General features: G+C 71.7%; 19 protein-coding genes. 9 read left to right on the top strand and 10 right to left on the bottom strand.

The annotated features are described in order from the left end of the window. Positions 1-11 precede the first annotated feature (11 nt). The 6 genes from ACYVL2_RS10270 to kdd all read right to left on the bottom strand — a co-directional run bounded on the left by ACYVL2_RS10270 (position 12) and on the right by kdd (position 6,400). Positions 12-902: a transglutaminase-like domain-containing protein gene (locus ACYVL2_RS10270; protein WP_460542860.1), complete on the bottom strand. Its 891-nt coding sequence runs from the start codon at positions 900-902 to the stop codon at positions 12-14. 381 nt (positions 903-1,283) lie between these two features. Continuing rightward, entirely contained in the window at positions 1,284-2,648 is a 1,365-nt protein-coding gene (locus ACYVL2_RS10265; protein ID WP_460542858.1) for a glutamate mutase L, read from the bottom strand. Next, the gene (gene kal / locus ACYVL2_RS10260) at positions 2,645-3,025 is read right to left on the bottom strand and encodes a 3-aminobutyryl-CoA ammonia lyase (protein WP_460542856.1); all 381 of its coding nucleotides are present in this window, start codon (positions 3,023-3,025) and stop codon (positions 2,645-2,647) included. The genes ACYVL2_RS10265 and kal overlap by 4 nt, the downstream gene beginning before the upstream one ends. Further along, positions 3,022-3,771, bottom strand: a complete 750-nt coding sequence (gene kamE, locus ACYVL2_RS10255; protein WP_460542854.1) for a lysine 5,6-aminomutase subunit beta — start codon at positions 3,769-3,771, stop codon at positions 3,022-3,024. Before kamE ends, kal begins: the two co-directional genes overlap by 4 nt. Next, entirely contained in the window at positions 3,768-5,345 is a 1,578-nt protein-coding gene (gene kamD / locus ACYVL2_RS10250; protein ID WP_460542852.1) for a lysine 5,6-aminomutase subunit alpha, read from the bottom strand. Before kamD ends, kamE begins: the two co-directional genes overlap by 4 nt. Then, entirely contained in the window at positions 5,342-6,400 is a 1,059-nt protein-coding gene (gene kdd, locus ACYVL2_RS10245) for an L-erythro-3,5-diaminohexanoate dehydrogenase (RefSeq protein ID WP_460542850.1), read from the bottom strand. The genes kamD and kdd overlap by 4 nt, the downstream gene beginning before the upstream one ends. A 152-nt stretch (positions 6,401-6,552) precedes the next feature. On the opposite strand from kdd, the gene ACYVL2_RS10240 reads away from it, so the two are divergent. Together ACYVL2_RS10240 and ACYVL2_RS10235 are read left to right on the top strand one after the other, a co-directional pair. Next, positions 6,553-8,028 carry a KamA family radical SAM protein gene (locus tag ACYVL2_RS10240; protein ID WP_460542848.1) on the top strand — a complete coding sequence of 492 codons (1,476 nt, stop codon included), beginning with the start codon at positions 6,553-6,555 and terminating at the stop codon, positions 8,026-8,028. Positions 8,029-8,031: 3 nt separating this feature from the next. Next, entirely contained in the window at positions 8,032-8,871 is an 840-nt protein-coding gene (locus ACYVL2_RS10235; protein ID WP_460542846.1) for a beta-keto acid cleavage family enzyme, read from the top strand. Positions 8,872-8,926: 55 nt separating this feature from the next. Here the strand turns inward: ACYVL2_RS10235 and ACYVL2_RS10230 are convergent, their stop codons facing one another. Continuing rightward, entirely contained in the window at positions 8,927-9,424 is a 498-nt protein-coding gene (locus ACYVL2_RS10230; protein ID WP_460542844.1) for a MarR family winged helix-turn-helix transcriptional regulator, read from the bottom strand. 78 nt (positions 9,425-9,502) lie between these two features. On the opposite strand from ACYVL2_RS10230, the gene ACYVL2_RS10225 reads away from it, so the two are divergent. Both ACYVL2_RS10225 and ACYVL2_RS10220 read left to right on the top strand, forming a co-directional pair. Further along, on the top strand, positions 9,503-10,141 hold the full coding sequence (locus tag ACYVL2_RS10225) for a hypothetical protein (protein WP_460542842.1): 639 nt from the start codon (positions 9,503-9,505) through the stop codon (positions 10,139-10,141). A 40-nt stretch (positions 10,142-10,181) separates the two neighbouring features. Continuing rightward, on the top strand, positions 10,182-10,820 hold the full coding sequence (locus ACYVL2_RS10220) for a DinB family protein (protein WP_460542840.1): 639 nt from the start codon (positions 10,182-10,184) through the stop codon (positions 10,818-10,820). Here the strand turns inward: ACYVL2_RS10220 and ACYVL2_RS10215 are convergent. Continuing rightward, positions 10,817-12,025: a serpin family protein gene (locus ACYVL2_RS10215; protein ID WP_460542838.1), complete on the bottom strand. Its 1,209-nt coding sequence runs from the start codon at positions 12,023-12,025 to the stop codon at positions 10,817-10,819. The genes ACYVL2_RS10220 and ACYVL2_RS10215 overlap by 4 nt on opposite strands. Positions 12,026-12,199: 174 nt before the next feature. On the opposite strand from ACYVL2_RS10215, the gene ACYVL2_RS10210 reads away from it, so the two are divergent. The 5 genes from ACYVL2_RS10210 (at position 12,200) to ACYVL2_RS10190 (ending at position 18,038) form a co-directional block, all read left to right on the top strand. After that, a complete protein-coding gene (locus ACYVL2_RS10210) occupies positions 12,200-14,131 on the top strand; it encodes a GTP-binding protein (RefSeq protein ID WP_460542836.1) in 1,932 nt (643 codons plus the stop codon). An 88-nt stretch (positions 14,132-14,219) separates the two neighbouring features. After that, a complete protein-coding gene (locus ACYVL2_RS10205; protein WP_460542834.1) occupies positions 14,220-15,410 on the top strand; it encodes an NAD(P)/FAD-dependent oxidoreductase in 1,191 nt (396 codons plus the stop codon). Beyond that, positions 15,407-15,664: a (2Fe-2S)-binding protein gene (locus ACYVL2_RS10200; protein WP_460542832.1), complete on the top strand. Its 258-nt coding sequence runs from the start codon at positions 15,407-15,409 to the stop codon at positions 15,662-15,664. The genes ACYVL2_RS10205 and ACYVL2_RS10200 overlap by 4 nt, the downstream gene beginning before the upstream one ends. Then, entirely contained in the window at positions 15,661-16,983 is a 1,323-nt protein-coding gene (locus tag ACYVL2_RS10195; protein ID WP_460542830.1) for an FAD-dependent oxidoreductase, read from the top strand. The genes ACYVL2_RS10200 and ACYVL2_RS10195 overlap by 4 nt, the downstream gene beginning before the upstream one ends. A gap of 194 nt (positions 16,984-17,177) precedes the next feature. Further along, positions 17,178-18,038, top strand: a complete 861-nt coding sequence (locus ACYVL2_RS10190; RefSeq protein WP_460542828.1) for a Rossmann-fold NAD(P)-binding domain-containing protein — start codon at positions 17,178-17,180, stop codon at positions 18,036-18,038. Between the two features lie 37 nt (positions 18,039-18,075). Here the strand turns inward: ACYVL2_RS10190 and glpK are convergent, their stop codons facing one another. Together glpK and ACYVL2_RS10180 are read right to left on the bottom strand one after the other, a co-directional pair. Further along, positions 18,076-19,608: an FGGY family carbohydrate kinase gene (glpK, locus tag ACYVL2_RS10185; protein ID WP_460542826.1), complete on the bottom strand. Its 1,533-nt coding sequence runs from the start codon at positions 19,606-19,608 to the stop codon at positions 18,076-18,078. Positions 19,609-19,746: 138 nt separating this feature from the next. Further along, entirely contained in the window at positions 19,747-20,979 is a 1,233-nt protein-coding gene (locus tag ACYVL2_RS10180) for a cellulose-binding domain-containing protein (RefSeq protein WP_460542824.1), read from the bottom strand. Between the last annotated feature and the right edge of the window lie 276 nt (positions 20,980-21,255).

The following is a 21,255-nucleotide window of genomic DNA, read 5'->3' as shown; positions in this document are numbered from 1 at the left end:
CGCCGCCGGACTCAGGAGGTCACGAGCGGTTCATGCCGGTCGAGGAACCAGTTGTGGACCCGCTCGGGTACCTGGAGGCGCGGCTCGGACTCGTAGACGGCGCGGACGTCGGCGGCCGTGTCGGGGTCGGCGGTGAGGGAGGCGACCTGGTCGAGCAGTTCGACCAGGTCGTCGTCCACCGTCCCGCCGGGCTGGACCATGGGGCCCCAGAAGTCCCACGGCAGCATCTCCATGCCGGCGAGCGCGGCGACGTCCCTGATGTGGTCGTTGACGATCCAGAACGGGCCGTTGAACTCCCGGTGGGCTGCGAAGCCGCACCGCTCGGGATCGAGTCGGCCGTCGCGGTAGCGCCGCCACGCCTCGCCGCCGACGACGAACTGGTCCCGGGTGAGGTCGAGCGGGTCGATCGCGACCGGGAGTCCGGACTGCTGGACAGGGTCGATCTGCGGGTCGCCGAGGATCCATTCGGATCGGTCGGCGTCCCAGCGTTCGACGACCCAGTGGTCTTCGTACCAGTCCGGTTCGAAGTAGGTGGCGAAGCCGCAGCGGGCGCGGGCGGGGACGCCGTGGGCGCGGAGGGCGGCCACGGTGGTGACGGTGAAGTGGCGGCAGCAGCCGCCGAACCGGTCCCCCGGTGCGCGGCGTTCGGTCAGGGGGCGGCCGTCGGCCAGGAGCCGGTCGGCGATGTGCTCGACGGTTCGCAGGTGCGCGGTCTCGGTGTATCCGGGTTCGCGGTCGAGGCCGTAGAGGGCGGGGAGGTATTCGTGGATCACCAGGCCTTGGACGGCCTCGAACAGCGCGGGGACGTCGGAGGGGAGCGCGCGGAGGGCGTCGTGGTGCGCTCCGGCGGAGGCGAGTCGGCCGGGGCGGGTGTAGTAGGCGAGGGTGTCCTGATCGGTCACGGGGTCTCCTTCGGTGCTCTCCTCGGCAGCTTACTGAGGTTGTCTCCTGTTCGGGGGGCCAGGAAGCGGGGTACGCGGCAGGTCGTCTCATCGCCTCGCTCTGGTCGATGGGGTCCGCTCCGGACTGGCCGGTGATCGGCGGGCTCACCGGGGTCGGCGTGCTCGCGGCCTGGGGCGTGATCCGGCAGGGTGAGGGCGCCAGGCATTGGAGCGGGTCGCCGTCGCCTACCGGGCCCGGGCGGCGCGGGTGCGGCGAGCGCGGCATGACGGTGCCGAGCCGGTCCGGCGCCGGGGTCTCACTGAGCGGTTCGCGGCGGCGTGGGCGGCGTTTCGGCGTTGACTTGCCGTTCGATCAAGGCGTCGTGGAGCGCTGCCGCCTCGTCACGGTGACGTGCGGCGGTGCCACTTGATCACCGTGTCGCGCAGCAGTTCGGCCGCGATGTCGCCGCGGCCGTGGGCGGCGAGGAGCCCGGCCGGGGCCAGCGCGTAGTGGGCGTCGATGAGGACGCGGGCCGAGCTTGGGGGCCGGAAGCCGCCGGCGGTGTGGCCGCAGACCGCTTCGCGCAGCCAGACGGCGGCCGCTTCGGGGTCGCGGCGCAGGATTCCGCCGGAGCCGATCACGAGCTCGACCGCCGCGAGGTCCTTGCCGCCGCGCAGCGGTTCGGTGGGGCCGCCGATGCGTTCGCCTCTGGCGTGGCGTCCGACGGCGATGCGGGCGGCGAGCGCGCTCAGCTCCGCGTCGGCGGTCTGTTCGGCCTCGGTGTCGGGGCGGTAGTCGGGGTGTTCGGCGCGGTATCGGGCGTCGTCGCTCAGGCCGACGCTCGGTCGCAGGTCGTCGGCCTCGGCGGCTTCGACGATGCCGGTGGCGGTGTGCCGCACTCCGAGGTCGCCTTCGACGGTCCGTGAGCGCCATGCCGTTCCGGCGACTTCGGCGCGGGGTCCGGACAGTTCGGCGTCGGGTGTCAGGACCGTGTAGACGTCGGTGGTGGCGCCGCCGACGTCCACGGCGAGCAGGTCGTGGCCGGTGAGGTCGGCGAGCAGTTCGACGCCGGTGAGGACCGCGTCGGGGGTGGCGGCCTTGACCATGTCGGTGAAGTCGGCTCGGGTCGAGAGGTGCTTCCCGGCGATCACGTGGTGCAGGAACACCTCCCGCAGGGCGGTGCGCGCCGGGATCGGATTGAGGGTGCCGATGCGGGGCAGGACGTTGTCGACGCAGGTGACGGCGAAGCCGGCGTCGGTCAGCAGCGCGCTGACGTCCGCTGCCGCGGCGGCGTTCCCGGCGAAGACGACGGGCGCTCGCACGTTCGACGCCGCCAGCGCTTCGGCGTGGGCTCGCAGCGCGGTCTGGTCGCCGCCGTCGGTGCCTCCGGCCAGCAGCAGGACGTCCGGTCGGGCCTGGGCGAGACGGTCGAGGTCGTCGTCGCCGATGTCGCCGGCGCAGACCTCCACCACGCGGGCTCCGGCGGAGAGCCCGGCGCGATAGGCCGCTCGGGCGGTCACCAGCGGTTCGTTGCCGATGACGCCCAGGCGCAGGCCGCCTCCGGCGGAGGAGCACACCAGTGTCTCGGTCACTTCGGCGTCGCGCGGCGAGGCCGCTCGGACGGCGGTGTCCAGGCCGCGCATGACGTCGGTGTCGAGTGTGGTCGGATGGGCGGCGGTGCCCAGGAGCCGGCCGGTTCGGGAGTCGACGGCGGCGGCCTTGGTGTAGGTCGAGCCGACGTCGACGCAGACGACGATGCGGCTCATGGCACCACGACGGTGCCGATCGCGGTGGTCGCGACGATCGGCTCGTCGAGCACGGTCGCGGCCGATGCTCTCGTGGCCGGGTCGGCGCGGCAGACCACGGTCAGTGTGAACGCGACGGTGCGGCTGCGGTTGCCGGTGCGGGTGACCGTCCCGGTCGCCTCGACCACGTCGCCGGCGCGGATCGCGGCCTGGAACTGGACGTCCGAGTAGGACGCGAACAGGCCCTCGTCGCCGTCGGAGCGGATGCAGATCTCGGTGGCCACGTCGCCGAACATGGCCAGCGCGTAGGCCCCGTCGACCAGGTCGCCGCCGTAGTGGGCGTGGCTGTAGGGGATGTAGCGGCGGTGCGTGACGGTGAGTCCGTTGTGATCACTCATGCGATCGGTTCCTTCAGGTCGGCGAGCAGGCGGTGGACCAGGTAGGAGGCGACGTCGCCGGGTGTGGTGCCGCGCGAGAAGACGCGGTCGACGCCCAGTTCGGCGGCGGCGCGCTCGTCGAAGCGGGGTCCGCCGACGACCAGGAGCGGGCGCTTCTCGGGCGGCAGGGCCTCCCGGAAGGCGGCGGCCATTTCGCGGGTGTTGTGCAGGTGGGCGTCCCGCTGGGTCACCACCTGGCTGACCAGGACCGCGTCGGCCGCTTCGTCGACGGCGCGGTTGACCAGGTCCGGGACGGCCACTTGCGCGCCGAGGTTGACCACGCGCAGTTCGCGGTAGTACTCCAGGCCCTTCTCCCCCGCCACGCCTTTGATGTTGAGGATGGCGTCGATGCCGACGGTGTGGGCGTCGGTGCCGATGCACGCGCCGACGACGCAGAGTTTGCGGCCGAGGCGCTCTTTGACGAGGTCGTTGACCTCTTTGGGGCTCAGCAGCGGGTAGTCGCGCTCGACGACCTCGATCTCGTCGAGATTCACCAGGTGGCGGGCGGCGCCGTAGACGACGAAGAAGGTGTGGTTCTCGCCCATGGCTTTGGCGTGGACGATCATCGCGTTGTCGAGGCCCATCTTGGCGGCCAGTTGCGCCGCGGCGCCTTCGGCGCGTTTGTCGTGCGGCACCGGCAGCGTGAAGGACAGCTGCACCATGCCGTCGCCGGTGGTGTCGCCGTAGGGGCGGACGATCCGGGTCACCGCTGCACCTCCTGTTCGGACTCGAGGGCCTCGCCGGCGGGGTTGAAGTAGTCGTCGGCGCGTTCGGCGACCCCTTCGAGGCCTCGGCCGCCGTCGGCGGGGCGCTTCATGATCCCGAACGTGCCGTCGCCGATGGCGTTCAGCAGGCCGTCGTCGACGATCCGCTCCAGCAGGCCGACCGCTTCGCCGAGGACCTGGTTCGCGCGGTGGGCGATGAAGCCGTCGGAGGGCGGTCGGAAGTCCTCGGCGAGGCCGGAGCAGGCGTTCAGGACGTAGCGGACGTTCTGCAGCGCGATGTCGCGGTCGGACAGCCAGGGGGTGACGACCGCTTCGGTCATCATGCCGACCAGGAGGATCGACTGCCCGGTCATGACCCCGGCGAGGTTGAAGAAGCCGTCGAGCAGGTTGCCGCGGAAGACGTCGCCGGTCATGTGCTTGGTCGGCGGCATCCATTTGAGCGGCGCGTCGGGGAACAGCCGGCGGGCCAGCAGCGCGTGCGCCAGTTCGAGCCGGAACGACTCGGGCAGGTCGGGGGCGATCTCGAAGGCGTGCCCGAGGCCGAGCAGCTCGTCGGGCAGGCCCGCCTCGTGCGCGAAGTACTCGTTGAGTAGTTGGGAGACGGTGACGGTGTGGGCGGCTTCGACCGCGTCGGCGGTGGTGAGGTAGTTGTCCTCGCCGGTGTTGATGATGATGCCGGCCCTGGCGTGGACCTGGCGGCTGAATCGCTGGTCGACGAAGGTGCGGATCGGGTTGATGTCGCGGAAGAGGATGCCGTACATGCAGTCGTTGAGCATCATGTCGAGCCGGTTCATGCCGGCCAGCGCGGCGATCTCGGGCATGCACAGTCCGGAGGCGTAGTTGCACAGCCGCACGTAGCGGCCGACTTCGCGGGAGGTCTGGTCGAGGGCCTCGCGCATGAGCCGGAAGTTCTCTCCGGTGGCGTAGGTTCCGGCGAAGCCTTCGCGGGTGGCGCCTTCGGGGACGTAGTCGAGCAGGGACTGTCCGGTGGAGCGGATGACGGCGATGATGTCGGCGCCGGCTTTCGCGGCGGCCTGGGCCTGCGGGATGTCCTCGTAGATGTCGCCGGTGGCGACGATGAGGTAGATCCAGGGCCGCTGGGGCGGGTCGCCGATCTGGGCGACCATCTCGCCGCGGTGGCGGCGCTGCGCGTCGATCCGGTCGAGGCCGGTGCCGACCGCGGCTCGGGCGAGGGCTCGGGCCGATTCGGCGGCCGGTCCGGTGGGCAGTTCGAATGCCGCGGCTCCGGCGGCGGCGGCGTGGGCCAGGCGCTCCAGGTCGGGGTGTTCGCCTTCGGCGAGGGCGTGGAAGACCGGCAGGGCGATGCCGTGTTCGATGCCGACCTGGTCGGCGACGGCGTCGGCGAGGCGGTTGACCCACGGGATGCCTTCGGGGTCGGCGCCGGTGAGTCCGGCCAGGCGCAGAGTGGCGCGTTCGACCGAGACGGTGGTGTGGCTGCGGGCCAGGTCGACCACGGGGCGTCCGGCGCGTTCGGCGAGGCGGCGGGCGCGGGCGACGAGGTCGGCGTCGAGCGGCAGGGTCGGTCCGGTGCTCATGCGGCCGCCTCCGTCCGCTGGGCGAACAGTTCGCGCAGGCCGGGGTTGGCGCGCACGAGCTGGAGGGCGTAGTCGGCGTGGCCTGGGACGTAGCCGTTGCCGATGAGCATCTCGACGTCGGCGGCGAGTCCTTCGGCGCCGAGCGCTGCGGCGGTGAAGGAGGTGGCCATGGAGAAGAACACGACGGCGCCGCCGGAGGCGGTCGAGAGGATGGCGCCGTGTTCGGCGCCGGGGACGTCGACGCAGACGACGGTGACGTCGGCGCCGCGCCCGCCGAGGGCGGCGGTGACGGTCTCGGCCAGGGCGATCGGGTCGGTGGCGTCGGCGACGGCGATGCGGTCGGCCAGGCCGGCGGACTTGAGGCGGGCGGCTTCGGCGTCGTCGCGGACGACGCCGAGGACGGTGACGGCGTGGGCGTCGCGGGCCGCGGCCAGCGCCAGCGAGCCGGATTTGCCGCCGGCGCCGAGGACGGCGACCGAGGCCGCCGCGTGGACGGGGGCGGCGCGGCGGGCGACGACGCGGCGGACGAGGGCGGGCGCGCCGCAGACGTCGAAGACGGACAGGGCGAGCGGTTCGGGCAGGTCGTCGGGGAGGACGGCGGCGATGGAGCGGGCGAAGAGGACGGCGTGGCCGCTGGTGGGCACCTGTTCGGACAGGCCGTCCCAGTGTTCGAGGCCGTCGTCGATGCGCAGCGGGGTGAGGGTGAGGGAGACGAGTGTGGCGATCTTCTGGCCGACTTCGAGGCCGAGGGGTGAGCGGGAGCCGACTTCCTCGACGGTGCCGATGAGCATGCCGCCGGAGCCGGTGGCGGGGTTGTGCATCTTGCCGCTGCGCTCGATGATGCCGAGGACGGCCCCGCGGATGGCGTCGCCGTCGCCGGCGTGGGCGGTGTGGAGTTGCCGGTAGGAGGCGGCGTCGAGATTGAGTCGCTCGACGCGGACGCGGACTTCGCTGTCGGCCGTGCGGGGGTCGTCGTCCAGTCGGTCGGCCGCTTGTGGCAGCACTCCGGCCGGGCTGACGACTCGGTGCGATCCGACCGGTGAGCCTATCGACATCGTTGCCGCCCTTCGGTTTGTGAGGAATTTATAGGATCTCAATATGCGAGACCTAGCGAACAACTGTAACTGAAGGTTATCCTCGTCACAAGACGGCCATCCGTCGTCGTGGAGACGCGCCGGGCCAACATCCCGGGCATGGAGGAGCACACGTGACCGATCGACCGTTCGGTGAGAAAACGTCCACCGTGATCGAGCAGCCCTACCAGTACCGCCGCCGCACCCTCGCCGAGCCGGACTGGACGCGCTTCCCAGGCTGGCGGGACGTCGCCGCCGACGAATGGGGCTCGGCGCAGTGGCAGCGCGCGCACTGCGTCAAGAACCTCAAGCAGTTGCGCCAGGTCATGGGCGACCGACTCCACGAGGAGTTCTACGCCGACCTCGAGCGCGACATGGGCGAGGCGGCCACGATGTCGATGCTGCTGCCACCGCAGATGCTCAACACGATGGTCCCCGACGTCGACGAGTCCGCACCGGGGTCGTGGACCGACGCGTTCTACGCCGACCCGGTCCGGCGCTACATGCTCCCGGTCTTCTCCGACCGGCGCACCGACTGGCCCTCGCACCCCTTCGCCGCCCGCGACTCGCTGCACGAGCACGACATGTGGGCCGTGGAGGGCCTGACCCACCGCTACCCCACCAAGGTCCTCGCCGAGCTGCTGTCGACCTGCCCGCAGTACTGCGGGCACTGCACCCGCATGGACCTGGTCGGCAACTCGACCCCGACGGTCGACAAGCGCCGCCTGGGCCTCAAGCCGGTCGACCGGCAGACCGCGATCCTCGACTACCTGCGCGAGCACCCCGGCGTGCGCGACGTCGTCGTCTCCGGCGGCGATGTGGCGAACATGCCGTGGAAGCAGCTCGAGCGCTTCCTCGACGCGCTGCTGGAGATCGAGACCGTCCGCGACATCCGGCTCGCCACCAAGGCGCTCATGGGCCTGCCGCAGCACTGGCTCCAGGAGGAGATCGTCGACGGCATGGGGCGAGTGGCCAAGCGCGCCGCCGAGCACGGCGTGAACCTGGCGATCCACACGCACATCAACCACGTCAACTCGGTGACGCCGACCGTGGCGAAAGCCGCCGCGGCGATGCTCGACGCGGGGGTGCGGGACGTGCGGAACCAGGGCGTGCTCATGCGCGGGGTCAACGACACCCCCGAGGCCCTGCTGGACCTGTGCTTCGCGATGCAGGGCGAGGCGAACATCCTGCCGTACTACTTCTACATGTGCGACATGATCCCCGGCTCCGAGCACTGGCGCACCTCGGTGGCGCGGGCGCAGGACCTCCAGCACGCCATCATGGGCTACCTGCCCGGCTACGCGACGCCGCGGATCATCTGCGACGTCCCGATGGTCGGCAAGCGCTGGGTCCACCAGCTGTCCGAGTACGACCGGGAGCTGGGCATCTCGTACTGGACCAAGAACTACCGCACCTCGATCGAGGCCGAGGACGCCGACGCGCTGACGCGGCGCTACCCGTACTACGACCCGATCGACACGCTCCCGAAGGCCGGGCAGGAGTGGTGGCGGACGATGAGTTCGCCGGCGAGGGCCCGGGACGAGGGGAACGAGGCCGCGGCGCGCTCGCGCGAGGCCGCCGCCAAGTACGAGCAGCCCTCAGAGGTGTGAGCGGTGGACAGGACGCTCATCACCGTCGCGCCGACCGGCGCCGAGGTCGACAAGGCCGAGGCTCCGGCGCTGCCGGTGACCCTCGACGAGCTGGTCGACACGGCGATCGCCTGCGAGCGGGCCGGCGCGGCGGTGATCCACGTGCACATCCGCGACGCCGAGGCCGAGCCGACGCTCGACCGGGGACGGCTGCTGGAGACCGTCGCGGCGCTGCGCGACTCGACCGACCTGGTCGTGCAGCTGTCGACCGGCGGCGCGGTGACCGACCCGGAAGCGGACCGGCTGGCCGTGCTCGACGCCGAGCCGGACATGGCCTCCTGCACGATGGGCACGGTGAACTTCGGCGAGGGCGTGTTCATGAACCGCTGGGAGTTCATCGTCGAGCTGCACACGCGGATGCAGGACCGGGCCATAGTTCCTGAATACGAGCTGTTCGACCTGGGGCACCTGGCGAGCCTGGAGCGGCTGCTGGACCGGCACGGGGTGCCGTTCGGCGGGCATGTGCACGTGGACTTCGTGCTCGGCGTACCGGGGGGCGCGGCCGGCGACGCGGCGACGGTGACGGCCTTCGCCGAAGGGGTCCGGCGCCATCTGCCGGAGGGGACGACGTTCTCGGCCACCGGCGTCGGCAGGACGACGCTGCCGGTCATGCTGGCGTCGCTGGCGCACGGCGGTCACCTGCGGGTGGGCATGGAGGACACGGTGTCGTTCGCGCGGCGGCGGCCGGTGACCGGCAACGAGCAGCTGGTGCGCCGGGCGGCCGAGGCCGCCGAGCTGGCGCAGCGTCCCGCGATGCGCACGGTCGAGGCGCGCAAGCTGCTGGGAGTCCGCGACACCGACTGATGCCAGCGGGCCTCCTGAGCGGGCTCTGCCAGGGAGCCTGGTGAGCGGGGCCTGGTCAGCGGGGCTTGCGGAGCGACCGTTCGATGTTGGCGGACATGACCGACAGCACCCGGATCGTCTCGGCGTACTGCTCGGCGCTCAGACCGGTCAGGATGGTCTCGCGGGTGGACTCGACCCGCACCGCGATGTCGCGGTAGGCCTCGAAGCCGTCGCCGGTCAGGCTCACCAGGATCGGGCCGCGTTTGGCCCAGCCGCGGGTGATCAGCCCTTGGGGGCCGTCGAGGACGCTCTCGAGGGTGGGCCCGCCGCCGCTCCAGAACGGCTCGAGCGTCTCCTCCAGGTCGTCGGGGGTCCGCGCCCCGCCGAAGAGGAGGTTCAGCACCTGCCAGTGGCGGCGTCCGAGCCCGAGGTCCTCGAGCGCCACCTCGAACTGCTGTTCCATCAGATTGTCGAGATGCTTGAGCCAGTAACCGATCGGCTTCGGGGTGTCCATCGATGCAACCTTCGTCTCGATCTGGTGGCGGCCGCCGGCCGCGTCCGGGGATGCGATCACCGTAACCGAGCCTTCGTCGTACCCGCCGTCGAGTTCCGGCATGCCTGTCGGGGGCCGACCCGCTGGTAGGCTCCGTTCGTGAGCCCTTCTCCTGTCACCGCGGCGGACGTCGACCTCGCCGTCGACCTGGCCGTGTACGTGCTGCGCCGAGCGCACATCGACTCCTGGGACTACCGGGCCGGCACCTTGAAATGGAACTGCTGGGAGACCGTCGAGCACATGGCCGACGACCTGTTCGCCTATGCGGTCCAGATGGGACCGAGGCATCCGCCGATCAACGGGGTGGTGCCGTTCGTCTGCGAGGCGCGCCGCAGCGGCGGGCCGGAGAGCTCCGTGTTCGCCGAGCGCGAGTCCGGACCCGAGGGCCTGCTGATGGTCCTGGAGGCCAGCGGCGCGCTGCTCAGCGCCATGGTGCGCACCGCCGATCCGCGGCTGCGGGCCTATCACGACCTGGGCGTGTCCGACCCCGAGGGCTTCGCGGCGATGGGCGTCGTCGAGGTCCTGGTGCACACCTACGACCTGGCCGAAGGCCTCGATCTGGAGTGGAACCCCCCGGCGGACCTGTGCGAACGGGTCCTGGTGCGGCTGTTCCCCGACGCCCCGGACGGCCACGAGCCGTGGCCGACCCTGCTGTGGGCGACCGGAAGGACGGCGCTGCCGGGACTGGACCGCCTGAAAAACTGGCGCTGGTACGCCGCTCCCGAAGGCGAACGCTGAATCGACTGCCGAATCCACCTCTTCGGGGTACGGTCCGCTCATGGACAGAAGCCCCGTCACCGCCGACGACGTCGAACGGTCCGTACGACTCGCGCTCGAAGCCCTCGAGAAGGCGCCGGCCGAGCACTGGGAACGCAGAGCCGGTCCGCTGGAGTGGCACTGCCGCGACACGCTCGAGCACCTCAACAACAGCCTCTTCTCCTATGCGCTGAGGCTCGCGCCGCGCACGCCGCACACCGACCGCGGTGTGCCGATCCGTTGGCAGCGGCCCGGGACGGACGGCTCGCTGCTGCCGATCGAGGCCGAACCCGACGGCGGCCCGGCGGCGGCCCTCGAGGTCCTCGACGCCATGGGCGGCCTGGTCGCGGCGACGGTGCGGGCCAGGCCCGCGAGCGTTCGCGCCTACCACACGTGGGGCGTGGCCGACCCTGAGGGCTTCGCCGCGATGGCCGTGGTCGAAACGACCGTGCACGCCTGGGACATGGCCCAGGGACTCGGCGTGGAGGTGGACCCGCCGAGCGAGCTGTGCGAGCGCGTCCTCGTGCGGCTGTTCCCGGACGCCCCGACCGACACGCCTCCTTGGGCGACCCTGCTGTGGGCGACCGGCAGGGGCGACCTGCCCGGGCATCTGCGGTTCACCGAGTGGCAGTGGCAGGCCGCTCCGGAGTCAGAGCTCTAGCTCGGCTCTAGCTCTGGTTCGGCGACCCAGCCTCCGACGAGGATCAGGCCCGAGGGCCGGTGGCGGGCGACGTAGGCGAACGGCCGGTCGAAGGCGACCGTGGCGCGGACGTGCCGGTGGTTCATGCTGAACGCCCCGGCCAGGCGCATCGCCGTCGCGGTCACCGCGGCGGCCTCGAATCCGGTGGCGCTGAACGTCGCGACGCATCGCTGCTTCGCTTGAGAGACGAAGACCGGCTCGACGGCGAGGCGATCGAATTCGGCGCGGCGCCGGTCGGAGGCCCGCTCCAGACCGAGGGCGGCGGCGTCCTCGAGCAGGTCCGTCTCGGCCGAGACGGAGAACCGGACCGCCTGGACCTCGACTTCGGGGCCGCGCTGCGGCTCGGACTCGCGCACCTCGTGGACCCGGACGCCCGGGCCCCGCTCCCCCACCGCCATGTCCGTCGCCGAGCGCCCCCAGCCGATATCGTCGGCCGCGTCGATCAAGGACGACATGACCTCGCGCGGGGCCAGGTCCTCGCGGCCGAGTCCCAGCAGCACGTCGACGTCGTCGCGGCCGGGCACGGTCAGGACCGAGGCCTCGTCGCCGACCCGCAGCACGTCGTCGCGGATGAGACCCGTCAGGGCCCGGCAGCGACCCAGGCGGGCCCACGGCCCCGAACGGAAGTGCATCGGGACGTCGGTGAACTCGGTGATCCACGTGGTGCGCACCATGAGCGCGGTCGCCAGGACCAGGTCGATCCGGTCGGTCACGTCGAGCGGCATCCGCTCGATCATGCCGTCGGTTCCGCGCGAGGCCCACCGGTCGAGCGCGGGCCCGTCCACCGCGGCGTCGCCGGTGAGCGAGCCGACCGCCGCGGCGGGGAGCCGGTCGACCCAGTCGGGCCGCAGGGTGATCTCGGGGCCGGCCCAGACGCCGAGCGCGAGCCCGAGAGCCGGAGCCGATCCGGCGGCCTCCAGCAGCGCCGGCGCGATCGCGGCGGCGCGGTCGGGGTCGACTCCGGCCGCCTCGAGCAGTTCGCCTCGGGTCTCGCCGGCGGCCCCTGTGGCGAGCGTCGACAGCAGCGGCCAGACGCCGAGCCCGGACGCCGCGGCGGGAGGGTCGGCACGCGAGGCGAACCACCGGCGCGTCAACTCATTGGCCGCCGACACTTCCTCGGAGGAGAGCGCCCCGCCGATCGCGGTCGCTCCGTCGCCTGAGCCCATGGTCTCGACTGTAGTCGGACGGGGCCGGTAAATCGCTTGCGCCGCCGAGGGGCCGCCGATTAACGTTCGCGGCACTGAAGTCCACCTGAGGAGGTCGGGAGATCACCATGCGCCGAACCGTCGAGCACTCCGCGACAGGCCGACCGATCTTCCACTCGAGGACTTCACACGCACATGAACTTTCTCAACCTGGGGATACTCGCGCATGTAGACGCGGGTAAGACCAGTCTCACCGAACGCCTGCTGTTCAACGCGGGCGTCGTCGACCACGCCGGCAGCGTCGACAAGGGCAGCACCCAGACCGACTCGATGGACCTGGAGCGCCGCCGAGGGATCACCATCCAGTCGGCGGTGGTCGCCTTCGCCGTCGACGACGTCGCGGTCAACCTGATCGACACGCCCGGGCACACCGATTTCATCGCCGAAGTGGAGCGGGCGCTGCACGTCCTGGACGGCGCGGTGCTGGTCGTCTCGGCCGTCGAAGGCGTCCAGGCGCAGACCAGGGTCCTGATGCGCACGCTGCGGCGGCTCGGCGTGCCGACGATCCTGTTCGTCAACAAGATCGACCGGATGGGGGCGCGACAGGACGAGCTGCTGCGGGACCTCGCCGAGAAGCTCACGCCGCAGCTCCTGCCGATGGGCGCCGTGCACGGCATCGGCACCGCCGGAGCCGAGGTCGAGCCCTACGCGTTCAAGGACCCGGAGCACTTCGACCGGGCGGCCGAGGTGCTGGCCTCGGGCAGTGACGAATTCCTGGCCGCCTATCTGGAGCACCGCCGGCCGATCGAGACGCTCGACTGCGAGGCCGAGCTGGCGGCCCAGACCCGCCGGGGCGCGACCCACCCGGTCTACTTCGGATCGGCCGTGACCGGCGCGGGCGTCGCGGCGCTGACCGACGGCATCAAGCGATATCTGCCGACGTCGGCGCAGGACCCGGGCGGCCCGCCGCGCGGGACCGTATTCAAGGTCGAGCCCGGCAGGGTCGAGCACGGCGGCGACGGGCGGAAACTGGCCTACATCCGGATGCGCGGCGGCACGCTCCGGCCCCGGGCGCGCCTGAACGCCTACCGGCGCGGCCCCGAAGGGACCGTCACCGTCCACCAGGGCAAGGTGACGGCGGTCGAGGTCTTCGACAGCGGCACGGCCACGGCCCGAGGAGCCGCACCTCCGGGGAGCATCGCGAAGGTCGCGGGCCTGAGCGACGTCCGCATCGGCGACGCGATCGGCTCGACCGACGAACTGCCGACCGGAGGACTGTTCACCGCACCGGCGCTGGAGACGGTCGTCAAACCGGTCGACCCGGCCCAGCGCATCAGACTCCACCGAGCGCTCACGAGCCTGGCCGAGCGCGATCCGCTCGTCGACCCGCACCTGGACGAGATCGCGCACCACATGGCGGTGCGGCTCTACGGGGAAGTGCAGAAAGAAGTCGTCGCCGCGCTGCTCGACGAGGAGTTCGGCCTCGCCGTCGAGTTCGAGCAGACCCGCGCCATCCACATCGAGCGCCCCGACCGGACGGCCGCGGCGCTCCACGAAATGGGCCGCTGGGCGCCGACGCCGCACATCGCCACCGTCGGGCTGCGGCTGGATCCGGCGGCGCCGGGCAGCGGCGTGCGCTACGAGCTGGAGGTCGAGCGGGGCTCGCTGACGCGGGCGCTGCACAACGCGGTCGAGGAGACGGTCCACCGGGTGCTGCGGCGCGGCCGGCACGGGTGGGCGGTGACCGACTGCGCGGTGTACCTGACCGCCACCGGATACATCGGACGGGCGAGCACCGCCGGCGACTTCCGGGCCGTCACCGAGTTCCTGCTGCGCGGCATGCTCGACCGGGCCGGTACGACGGTCTTCGCGCCGTTCAGCCGCTTCAACCTGGAGTTCCCGAGCGAATCGGGCAACCACGTGCTGGCCGCGCTGCGCGACTGCGCGGCCGCCGTCACCGGCCAGTTCTCGGCCGGCGGCACCGGCTACCTCAGCGGCACCATGGCGACCGAGGCCGTCCACGGGTTCGAGCGGCGGCTCCCGGAGATGACGCAGGGGCGGGCCGTGTTCGTGTGCGAGCCCGACGGCTACCGTCCGGTCCGGGGCGTCCCGCCCACCCGCGGATGAGCGGCGACGTGAGAACGGGCGTCGCCGAAGCCGCCACACCGGAGGCCGGCTGTGACACCCTGGTGGGGAACACGAACGCGCGCGGGAGGTGAGTGCCGTCGAGTCCGCTGATGTGGTGGTGATCGGCGCCGGGATCATCGGCGCGGCGTGCGCCGAAGCGCTCAGCGCCGCCGGACTCAAGGTCGTCGTGATCGACCGCGCCGCCCCCGCCGAGGCCACGACCGCCGCCGGAGAAGGCAACGTCGTCCTGTCGAGCGCCGCGCCCGGACCGGCGCTCGAACTCGCCGCGATGTCACTGCGGCGCTGGCCCGAACTGCTCGACCGGCTCCGCGCCGAGCTCGGCCCCGAACTCGCCGACGTCGCATGGGAGACCAAGGGCGGCTTGGTCGTCGCCACCGACCAGGAGTCGGTCGAACCGCTGCGGGCCCAGACGGCCGCACACCGCGAGGCGGGCGTCGAAGCGACCGACCTCGATCCGGGACAGGCCCGCGAACTCGAGCGGCGGCTCTCCGAGGACGTCGCCGCGGCCGCCCACTACCCGCAGGAGGCGCGCCTCGAGCCGGTGCTGGCCGCCACCGCGCTGCTCGCGGCCGTCCGCGCCCGAGGCGGCGAAGTCCACGCCGGCACCACCGCCGAGGGCCTCATCACCGACCGGGCCGGAGCCGTCATCGGCGTGCGCACCGGCACCGACGGCATCCCGTGCCGCACCGTGGTCAACGCCTGCGGCCCGTGGGCCGGGCATTTCAGCGAGCTCGTCGGCGCCCCGATCGACGTCGAGCCGAGCCGCGGCACGGTCCTGGAGACCGGCCCGTTCCCGGCGCTGGTGAGCCGCAAAGTCTACGACACCGGCCACATCGGCGCCGAAACAGGTACTGCCACGGATCTCAAAACCCCCGCCGTCGTCGAGTCGACCACGGCCGGGACCGTCCTGATCGGGACGAGCCGCCAGCGCGTCGGCTTCGACGACCGACTCGAGGTCGAGGTGCTCAAGGCGCTGGCGCGCAAGGCGGTGCGTCTGTTCCCGGTACTGGCCGCCGCGCCGGTCGTGCGGACCTACGGCGGCTTCCGGGCGAGCACCCCCGACGGTCTGCCGGTGATCGGGGGGGACTCGCGGATTCCGGGGCTGTGGCACGCGACCGGGCACGAGGGCGCCGGGGTCGGCCTGGCCGCCGCGACCGGGGCGCTGCTGTCGGACCTGGTCACCGGGGTCGAACCGGCCGTGGATCCGAGTCCGTTCGGCGTCGACCGGGATCGGGTGCGATTGGAGGCGCGAGCATGAGAGTGCGAGTGGACGGCGAGGAGACCGCCGCCGAAGCGGGGCAGACGATCGCGGCGCTGCTGATGTCGCGGGGCCGCCGCTCGTGGCGCACGGCCCGCGGGGACGGGCGACCACGCGGGCTGTTCTGCGGCATCGGCGTCTGTTACGACTGTCTCGTGGTCGTCAACGGAACACCGGACGTCAGGGCGTGCGCGCGAGTGGTCGCCGAGGGCGACGACATCCGATCACAGGACCCGGTGGAGCAGGCCTCATGAAGCAGATGGTCGTGGTGGGGGCGGGACCGGCCGGGATGGCCGCCGCGAAGGCGGCCTCGGCCGCGGGCGTCGAGGTCGTCCTCGTCGACGCCGGCCCGAAGCTCGGCGGGCAGTACCACCGGCAGTACAACCTCGTCGACGGGGACCGGTTCGAGCTGCCGGACGAAGTGGAGCATCTGGCCGAGTCGACGGTGTGGGCGCTGGAGCCGACCGACGGCGGGCACCGGGTCCACATCCGCACCGGAGCGGCCGACGACCCCGAGCGCACCGGCCGGGTCGTCGAGACGCGCGCGCTGGTGCTGGCGACCGGCGCGTACGACCGGACGCTGCCGTTTCCCGGCTGGGACCTGCCGGGCGTGTTCACCGCGGGCGCGGCGTACGCGCTGGCGCGGGGCCAGGGCATCGCGGTCGGCGACCGGGTGATGGTGGCCGGGACCGGTCCGTTCCTGCTGCCGGCGGCGGTCTCGCTGATCCAGGCCGGGGCGCACGTGGTCGGGATCCTGGAGGCGAACGAGCCGGTCACCCGTTGGCTGCCGCGGCCGCTCGCGGCGCTGGCGGGGTGGCGGAAGGCCGGCGAGCTGGCGCGCCATACCGCGCTGCTGGCACGGCACGGCGTTCCGATCTCGACGCGGAGCGCCGTCATCGCGGCCCACGGCGACGAACGGGTCGAGGCGGTGCTGACCGCGCGGCTCGACCGGCACTGGCATCCGCTGCCGCACAGCGACCGTCGCTTCGAGGTCGACGCGGCCGTGGTCGGCTTCGGGTTCACGCCGCAGCTCGAACTGGCCGTCGCGGCGCGTTGCGAGATCGAGGACGGTTTCGTGGCCGTCGACGCCGCGCAGGCCACCAGCACTGGCGGTGTGTTCGCCGCGGGCGAGATCACCGGGATCGGCGGGGCCGACCTGGCCGCCGCCGAAGGGACCGTCGCCGGGACGGCGGCGGCGAAACTGCTGGGGGCGCGGGTCAGGCCGCCGCTGCGGGCGATGGAGCGGGTCCGGTCCTGGCGCCGGTTCGCCGCCGCGCTCGCCGAGGCCTACCCGGTCGAGTCCGGGTGGCACGGATGGCTGCGCGAGAGCACCTTGGTGTGCCGCTGCGAGGAGGTCACTTACGGGGAGCTGCGCCGGGCCGTGACCGAACGCGGCATCGGCGGACCGGCCTCCCTCGAGCACGCCACCCGGGCCGGGATCGGCATGTGCCAAGGGCGCGTGTGCGGGGCCAACATCGCCGCGCTGGCGGGGATACCGGGAGTCGCCGAAGGCGTCGCCCGGAGGCCGGTGGCCGTGCCGGTGCGGCTCGGTGAGCTCGCGGCCGAGCGCTGACGACCCGCGTGCCGGTCGAAGCGAAACGCGTCGGGGTCGATTCCGCGGAGCGGCCGAATCGGGCCGGTGCGACAAGCAGACTGTCGACATGGCCGAAGGCGCGTTGATAGTCGTCTCGCGGCCTTAGGATCGCAACGCCCGGCGGCCGGCCGCCGGGTCCACCCGCCGTCCAGGACACGAGGAACACCGCAACCATGATCGGAATCACCGGAGCCGCCGGAGGCGTCGGCTCGCGAACCGTCCAGTACCTGCTCGCCGCCGCCGACATCCCCCCGCTCGTCGCGCTGGTCCGCCGCACCGACGCGGCGCAGGCGACCGCGAACCTGTCGGTGCGGCGGGCCGACTACGAGCAGCCGGACACGCTGCGGGAGGCGTTCGCGGACTTGAGCACCCTGGTGTTCGTCTCCAGCGACGGGCCCGAGGAGACCGTGCGGCGCCACCACCGGAACATCGTCGAGGCGGCGACGGAGTGCGGGGTCGATCACCTGGTCTACACCGGCATCCTCGACGTCGGCGAGGATTCGCGGTTCTACTACTCCCCCGTGCACCGGGACACCGAGGCGATGATCGCCGACTCGGGCATCGACCACTGCCTGGCCAGGACGTCGATCTTCGCCGACTTCTTCACGACCACCTGGCTGGAGCCGGCCTTGCGACAGGGGGCGCTGGCCCTGCCGATCGGTTCGGGCGCGATGTCGCTGGTCGGGCGCGACGACGTGGCGCGGACGCTGGCCACGGCCGCGCTGGCGCGGACCGAGGGCACCGTCGAGCTGACGGGCCCGGAGGCGCTGACCGGGGAGGAGATCTGCCGGATCGCCAGTTCGGTCACCGGCCGTTCGGTGCGTTTCGAGGACATCGACGAGGAGGACTACCGCGCGCGGCTCCAGGAGGGGAACGCTCCGGACTGGCTGGTCTCGGCTTTCACCAGCATGGTCCGGACGGTGAGGGAGGGGCGTTTCGCGGCCGTCTCCTCGGGCATCACCGACTTGACCGATCGGCCCCCGCAGACGTACGCCGAGTACCTCCGTCTCCACACCGGGCGGGAGGCGGTGTAGCGCGGCGCGGCGCCGTCCGGTGCACAGTGGGGGGCGGTCAGTCTTCGAGCCAGCCCATGGTCCGTTCGACGGCCTTGAGCCAGTTGCGGTATTCGCGGTCGCGGCGGGCGGGGTCCATGTCGGGCGTCCATTCGGCGTCGACTCGCCAGTTGGCGCGCAGGTCCTCGGTGCTCTCCCAGAAGCCGACGGCGAGTCCGGCGGCGTAGGCGGCGCCGAGGCAGGTGGTCTCGGCGACGAGGGGGCGGACCACCGGCGCGTCGAGGACGTCGGCGAGGAACTGCATGAGCAGCTGGTTCGAGGTCATGCCGCCGTCGACTTTGAGCGCGGACAGCTCGACGCCGGAGTCCTCGGTCATGGCGTCGGTGATCTCGCGGGTCTGCCAGGCGGTGGCCTCCAGGACGGCGCGGGCGATGTGGCCCTTGGTGACATAGCGGGTCAGGCCGGCGATGACGCCGCGGGCGTCGTCGCGCCAGTAGGGGGCGAAGAGTCCGGAGAACGCCGGGACGAAGTAGGCGCCGCCGTTGTCGTCGACGGAGGCGGCGAGCGTCTCGATCTCGTCGGCGGTGCCGATGAGGCCCATCTGGTCGCGCATCCACTGCACCAGCGAGCCGGTGACCGCGATCGAGCCTTCGAGTGCGTAGACGGGGTCGTCCTCGCCGATGCGGTAGCCGACGGTGGTCAGCAGGCCCGACTCGGACCGGATGAGCTTCTCGCCGGTGTTCATGAGCATGAAGGTGCCGGTGCCGTAGGTTGACTTGGCCTCGCCGACGTCGAAGCAGGTCTGTCCGAACAGGGCGGCCTGCTGGTCGCCGAGGGCGGAGGCGACCGGGACACCGCCGAGCATGCCGCCGAGCGCACCGCCGCTGACGTGGCCGTAGACCTCGGAGGAGGAGCGGATCTCGGGCAGCACCTGGACCGGTACGCCGATCTCGGCGGCGATGTCCTCGTTCCACCGCAGGTCCTCGAGGTTCATCATGAGGGTCCTCGAGGCGTTGGTGACGTCGGTGACGTGCACGCCGCCGAGCGCACCGCCGGTGAGGTTCCAGACGACCCAGGAGTCCATGGTGCCGAACAGCAGTTCACCGGCCTCGGCTCGTTCGCGGAGCCCGTCGACGTTGTCGAGCAGCCAGGCGATCTTGGGTCCGGCGAAGTAGGCGGCCAGCGGCAGGCCGGTCTGCGGGCGGAAGCGGTCCTGGCCGGCCTCGCCGCCCAGCTCGCGGCAGAGTCCGTCGGTGCGGGTGTCCTGCCAGACGATCGCGTTGTGGACCGGCCGACCGGTGCGCTTGTCCCACAGCATCGTGGTCTCGCGCTGGTTGGTGATGCCGATGGCGAGGATGTCGTCGCGGACCACGCCGGCCCGGACCATCGCGCCGGCCACGACCTCTTGGACGTTGTTCCAGATCTCGTCGGCGTCGTGCTCGACCCGGCCGGGGCCGGGGAAGATCTGCTCGTGCTCCTTCTGGTCGACCGCGATCGGCCGGCCGCCGCGGTCGAAGATGATGCAGCGGCTGGAGGTGGTGCCCTGGTCGATGGCCGCGATGAACGGCCCGGCGGCGTGTGCGTCGCTCATGTTGCGCTCCTGAACGTCATTGTCAAGGCGGTCGACTTCGAGATCGGAGTCGTCACTCGTACAAGGGCAACGTTATCGACAGCGGAACGGCCGAGGCGGACGACGGCGGAGGCCCCGCCGAGCGGGGCCTCCGGGGTCTCACAGGCCGTAGCGGCCCTTGAGGTGGCGCCACCAGTCGCGGAGCATCCACTCGTCGAATTCGGTGATGGTGCTCGAGGAGCCGGCCTTCATGATGAAGCAGCACTGGCCGGTCGGCGTCCAGTCGTAGAAGTCGTCCAGGCCGAAGGTGTGGCCGACCTCGTGGAGGTAGATGGTGACATGGTCGGCGTTCAGCGAGTCCACGAAGTACTCGCTGCCCATGCGCTGGCCCCAGTCGCCGCCGGCGCCGCCGCCCATGCCCTCGGTGAGCCACAGCGACTGGTCGTAGTGGTGGTCGTAGCCGCCGGGGCAGTTCGGGTAGGCGCCGTCGCGGTGGAAGAAGCGGCCGCAGTCCTCGACGCACTGCGGGGCGTCCTCGCGGATGTCGCCGATGTAGACGTCCACCGAGTCGTCGCTCCACTGGAGCAGGTCCCGGTCGTAGGCGGCCCAGCCGACCACTTCGACGTCGATCTCGTCGAACGGCCAGTCGTTCCAGCCGGCCATCTGGTCGAACCACAGCTGGTACTGCTCTTGCACTTTCGCTTCGATGCCGTCGCGCAGGGCGGCCGAGACCGGTTGGCGGGAGTCCCAGCGGACGCAGTAGTTGATCTTGCCGCCGGTGGCCATGATCTGGTCCCAGCCGAAGTTGCGGAAGTCGAGGTCGTAGGTGTCCTCGACGTGGTTCCAGACCTCTTGGAGCGGCTGGGCGAGGTGGGCGGGCGGGTTCCACTCGTACGGCTCGCCGTCGCCGGGGTCGGTCGGCTCCGGTTCGGTCGGTTCGGGCGGCTGCGACTGGCCGGTGCAGGCGGTGCCGTTGAGGGCGAAGGAGGCCGGTTCGGTGTTGCCGGCCGCCATGTCGAAGGTCCCGGTGAAGCCGAACCCGACCGAGGCGCCGCCGGCGATCGCGCCGTTGTACCCGGCGTCGACCGCGCTGACGTGGGCGCCGGACTGCTGGACCTGCGCGTTCCAGGCGTTCTGGACCTGTTGGCCGTCGCGGAAGTCCCATTCGAGGTTCCAGCCGTCGACGGGGGCGCCGAGGTTGGTGATGACGACGTCGGCGTTGAATCCGCCGGGCCATTCGTTGGTCACCTGGTAGTCCACTTCGCACCCGGCCGTCTGGGCCGAGGCGGCGGTCATGGTGATCGCGGCCCCGCCCGCGGCGATGGCCGCGGCCGAGACGGCCGCGATGAGACTGCGTCTGCTCTTGCGTGTCTGTGGGAGTGCCGGTCCCATATCGTGTCCTGTCCGTGAGCCGGCGACCATGCCGCGCATTGATCAAGACATTGATCGCCATCGATAGTTGAGACTCCAGACTAAGCCAATTCCCGACCAGGGCACAAGGAAGCAACGATCGCCGATCGGACACACAAGCCGCAGTCGTTTCCGCCGTGGCCACCCCGGGGACCCCATGGAGCGGCAACGAGCCGTAACATCGGCTCTAGACTTTTTGCCATAGAGCCCGGCAACGCCGATCGCCAACGGCGGCCTCCCCGTATCACCAAATATTTC

The organism is Glycomyces halotolerans, assembly GCF_054779575.1.
The sequence above is the reverse complement of the archived record's forward strand: the minus strand, read 5'-3'. Positions and strand labels throughout refer to the sequence as shown.

Excerpts from the sequence above, each read along its gene's own strand:
- ACYVL2_RS10265 (WP_460542858.1), bottom strand. The coding sequence starts at position 2,648 with ATGAGCCGCATCGTCGTCTGCGTCGACGTCGGCTCGACCTACACCAAG.
- kal (WP_460542856.1), bottom strand. The coding sequence starts at position 3,025 with ATGAGTGATCACAACGGACTCACCGTCACGCACCGCCGCTACATCCCC.
- kamD (WP_460542852.1), bottom strand. The coding sequence starts at position 5,345 with ATGAGCACCGGACCGACCCTGCCGCTCGACGCCGACCTCGTCGCCCGC.
- kdd (WP_460542850.1), bottom strand. The coding sequence starts at position 6,400 with ATGTCGATAGGCTCACCGGTCGGATCGCACCGAGTCGTCAGCCCGGCC.
- ACYVL2_RS10220 (WP_460542840.1), top strand. The coding sequence starts at position 10,182 with ATGGACAGAAGCCCCGTCACCGCCGACGACGTCGAACGGTCCGTACGA.
- ACYVL2_RS10215 (WP_460542838.1), bottom strand. The coding sequence starts at position 12,025 with ATGGGCTCAGGCGACGGAGCGACCGCGATCGGCGGGGCGCTCTCCTCC.
- ACYVL2_RS10210 (WP_460542836.1), top strand. The coding sequence starts at position 12,200 with ATGAACTTTCTCAACCTGGGGATACTCGCGCATGTAGACGCGGGTAAG.
- ACYVL2_RS10200 (WP_460542832.1), top strand. The coding sequence starts at position 15,407 with ATGAGAGTGCGAGTGGACGGCGAGGAGACCGCCGCCGAAGCGGGGCAG.
- ACYVL2_RS10195 (WP_460542830.1), top strand. The coding sequence starts at position 15,661 with ATGAAGCAGATGGTCGTGGTGGGGGCGGGACCGGCCGGGATGGCCGCC.
- ACYVL2_RS10190 (WP_460542828.1), top strand. The coding sequence starts at position 17,178 with ATGATCGGAATCACCGGAGCCGCCGGAGGCGTCGGCTCGCGAACCGTC.
- glpK (WP_460542826.1), bottom strand. The coding sequence starts at position 19,608 with ATGAGCGACGCACACGCCGCCGGGCCGTTCATCGCGGCCATCGACCAG.
- ACYVL2_RS10180 (WP_460542824.1), bottom strand. The coding sequence starts at position 20,979 with ATGGGACCGGCACTCCCACAGACACGCAAGAGCAGACGCAGTCTCATC.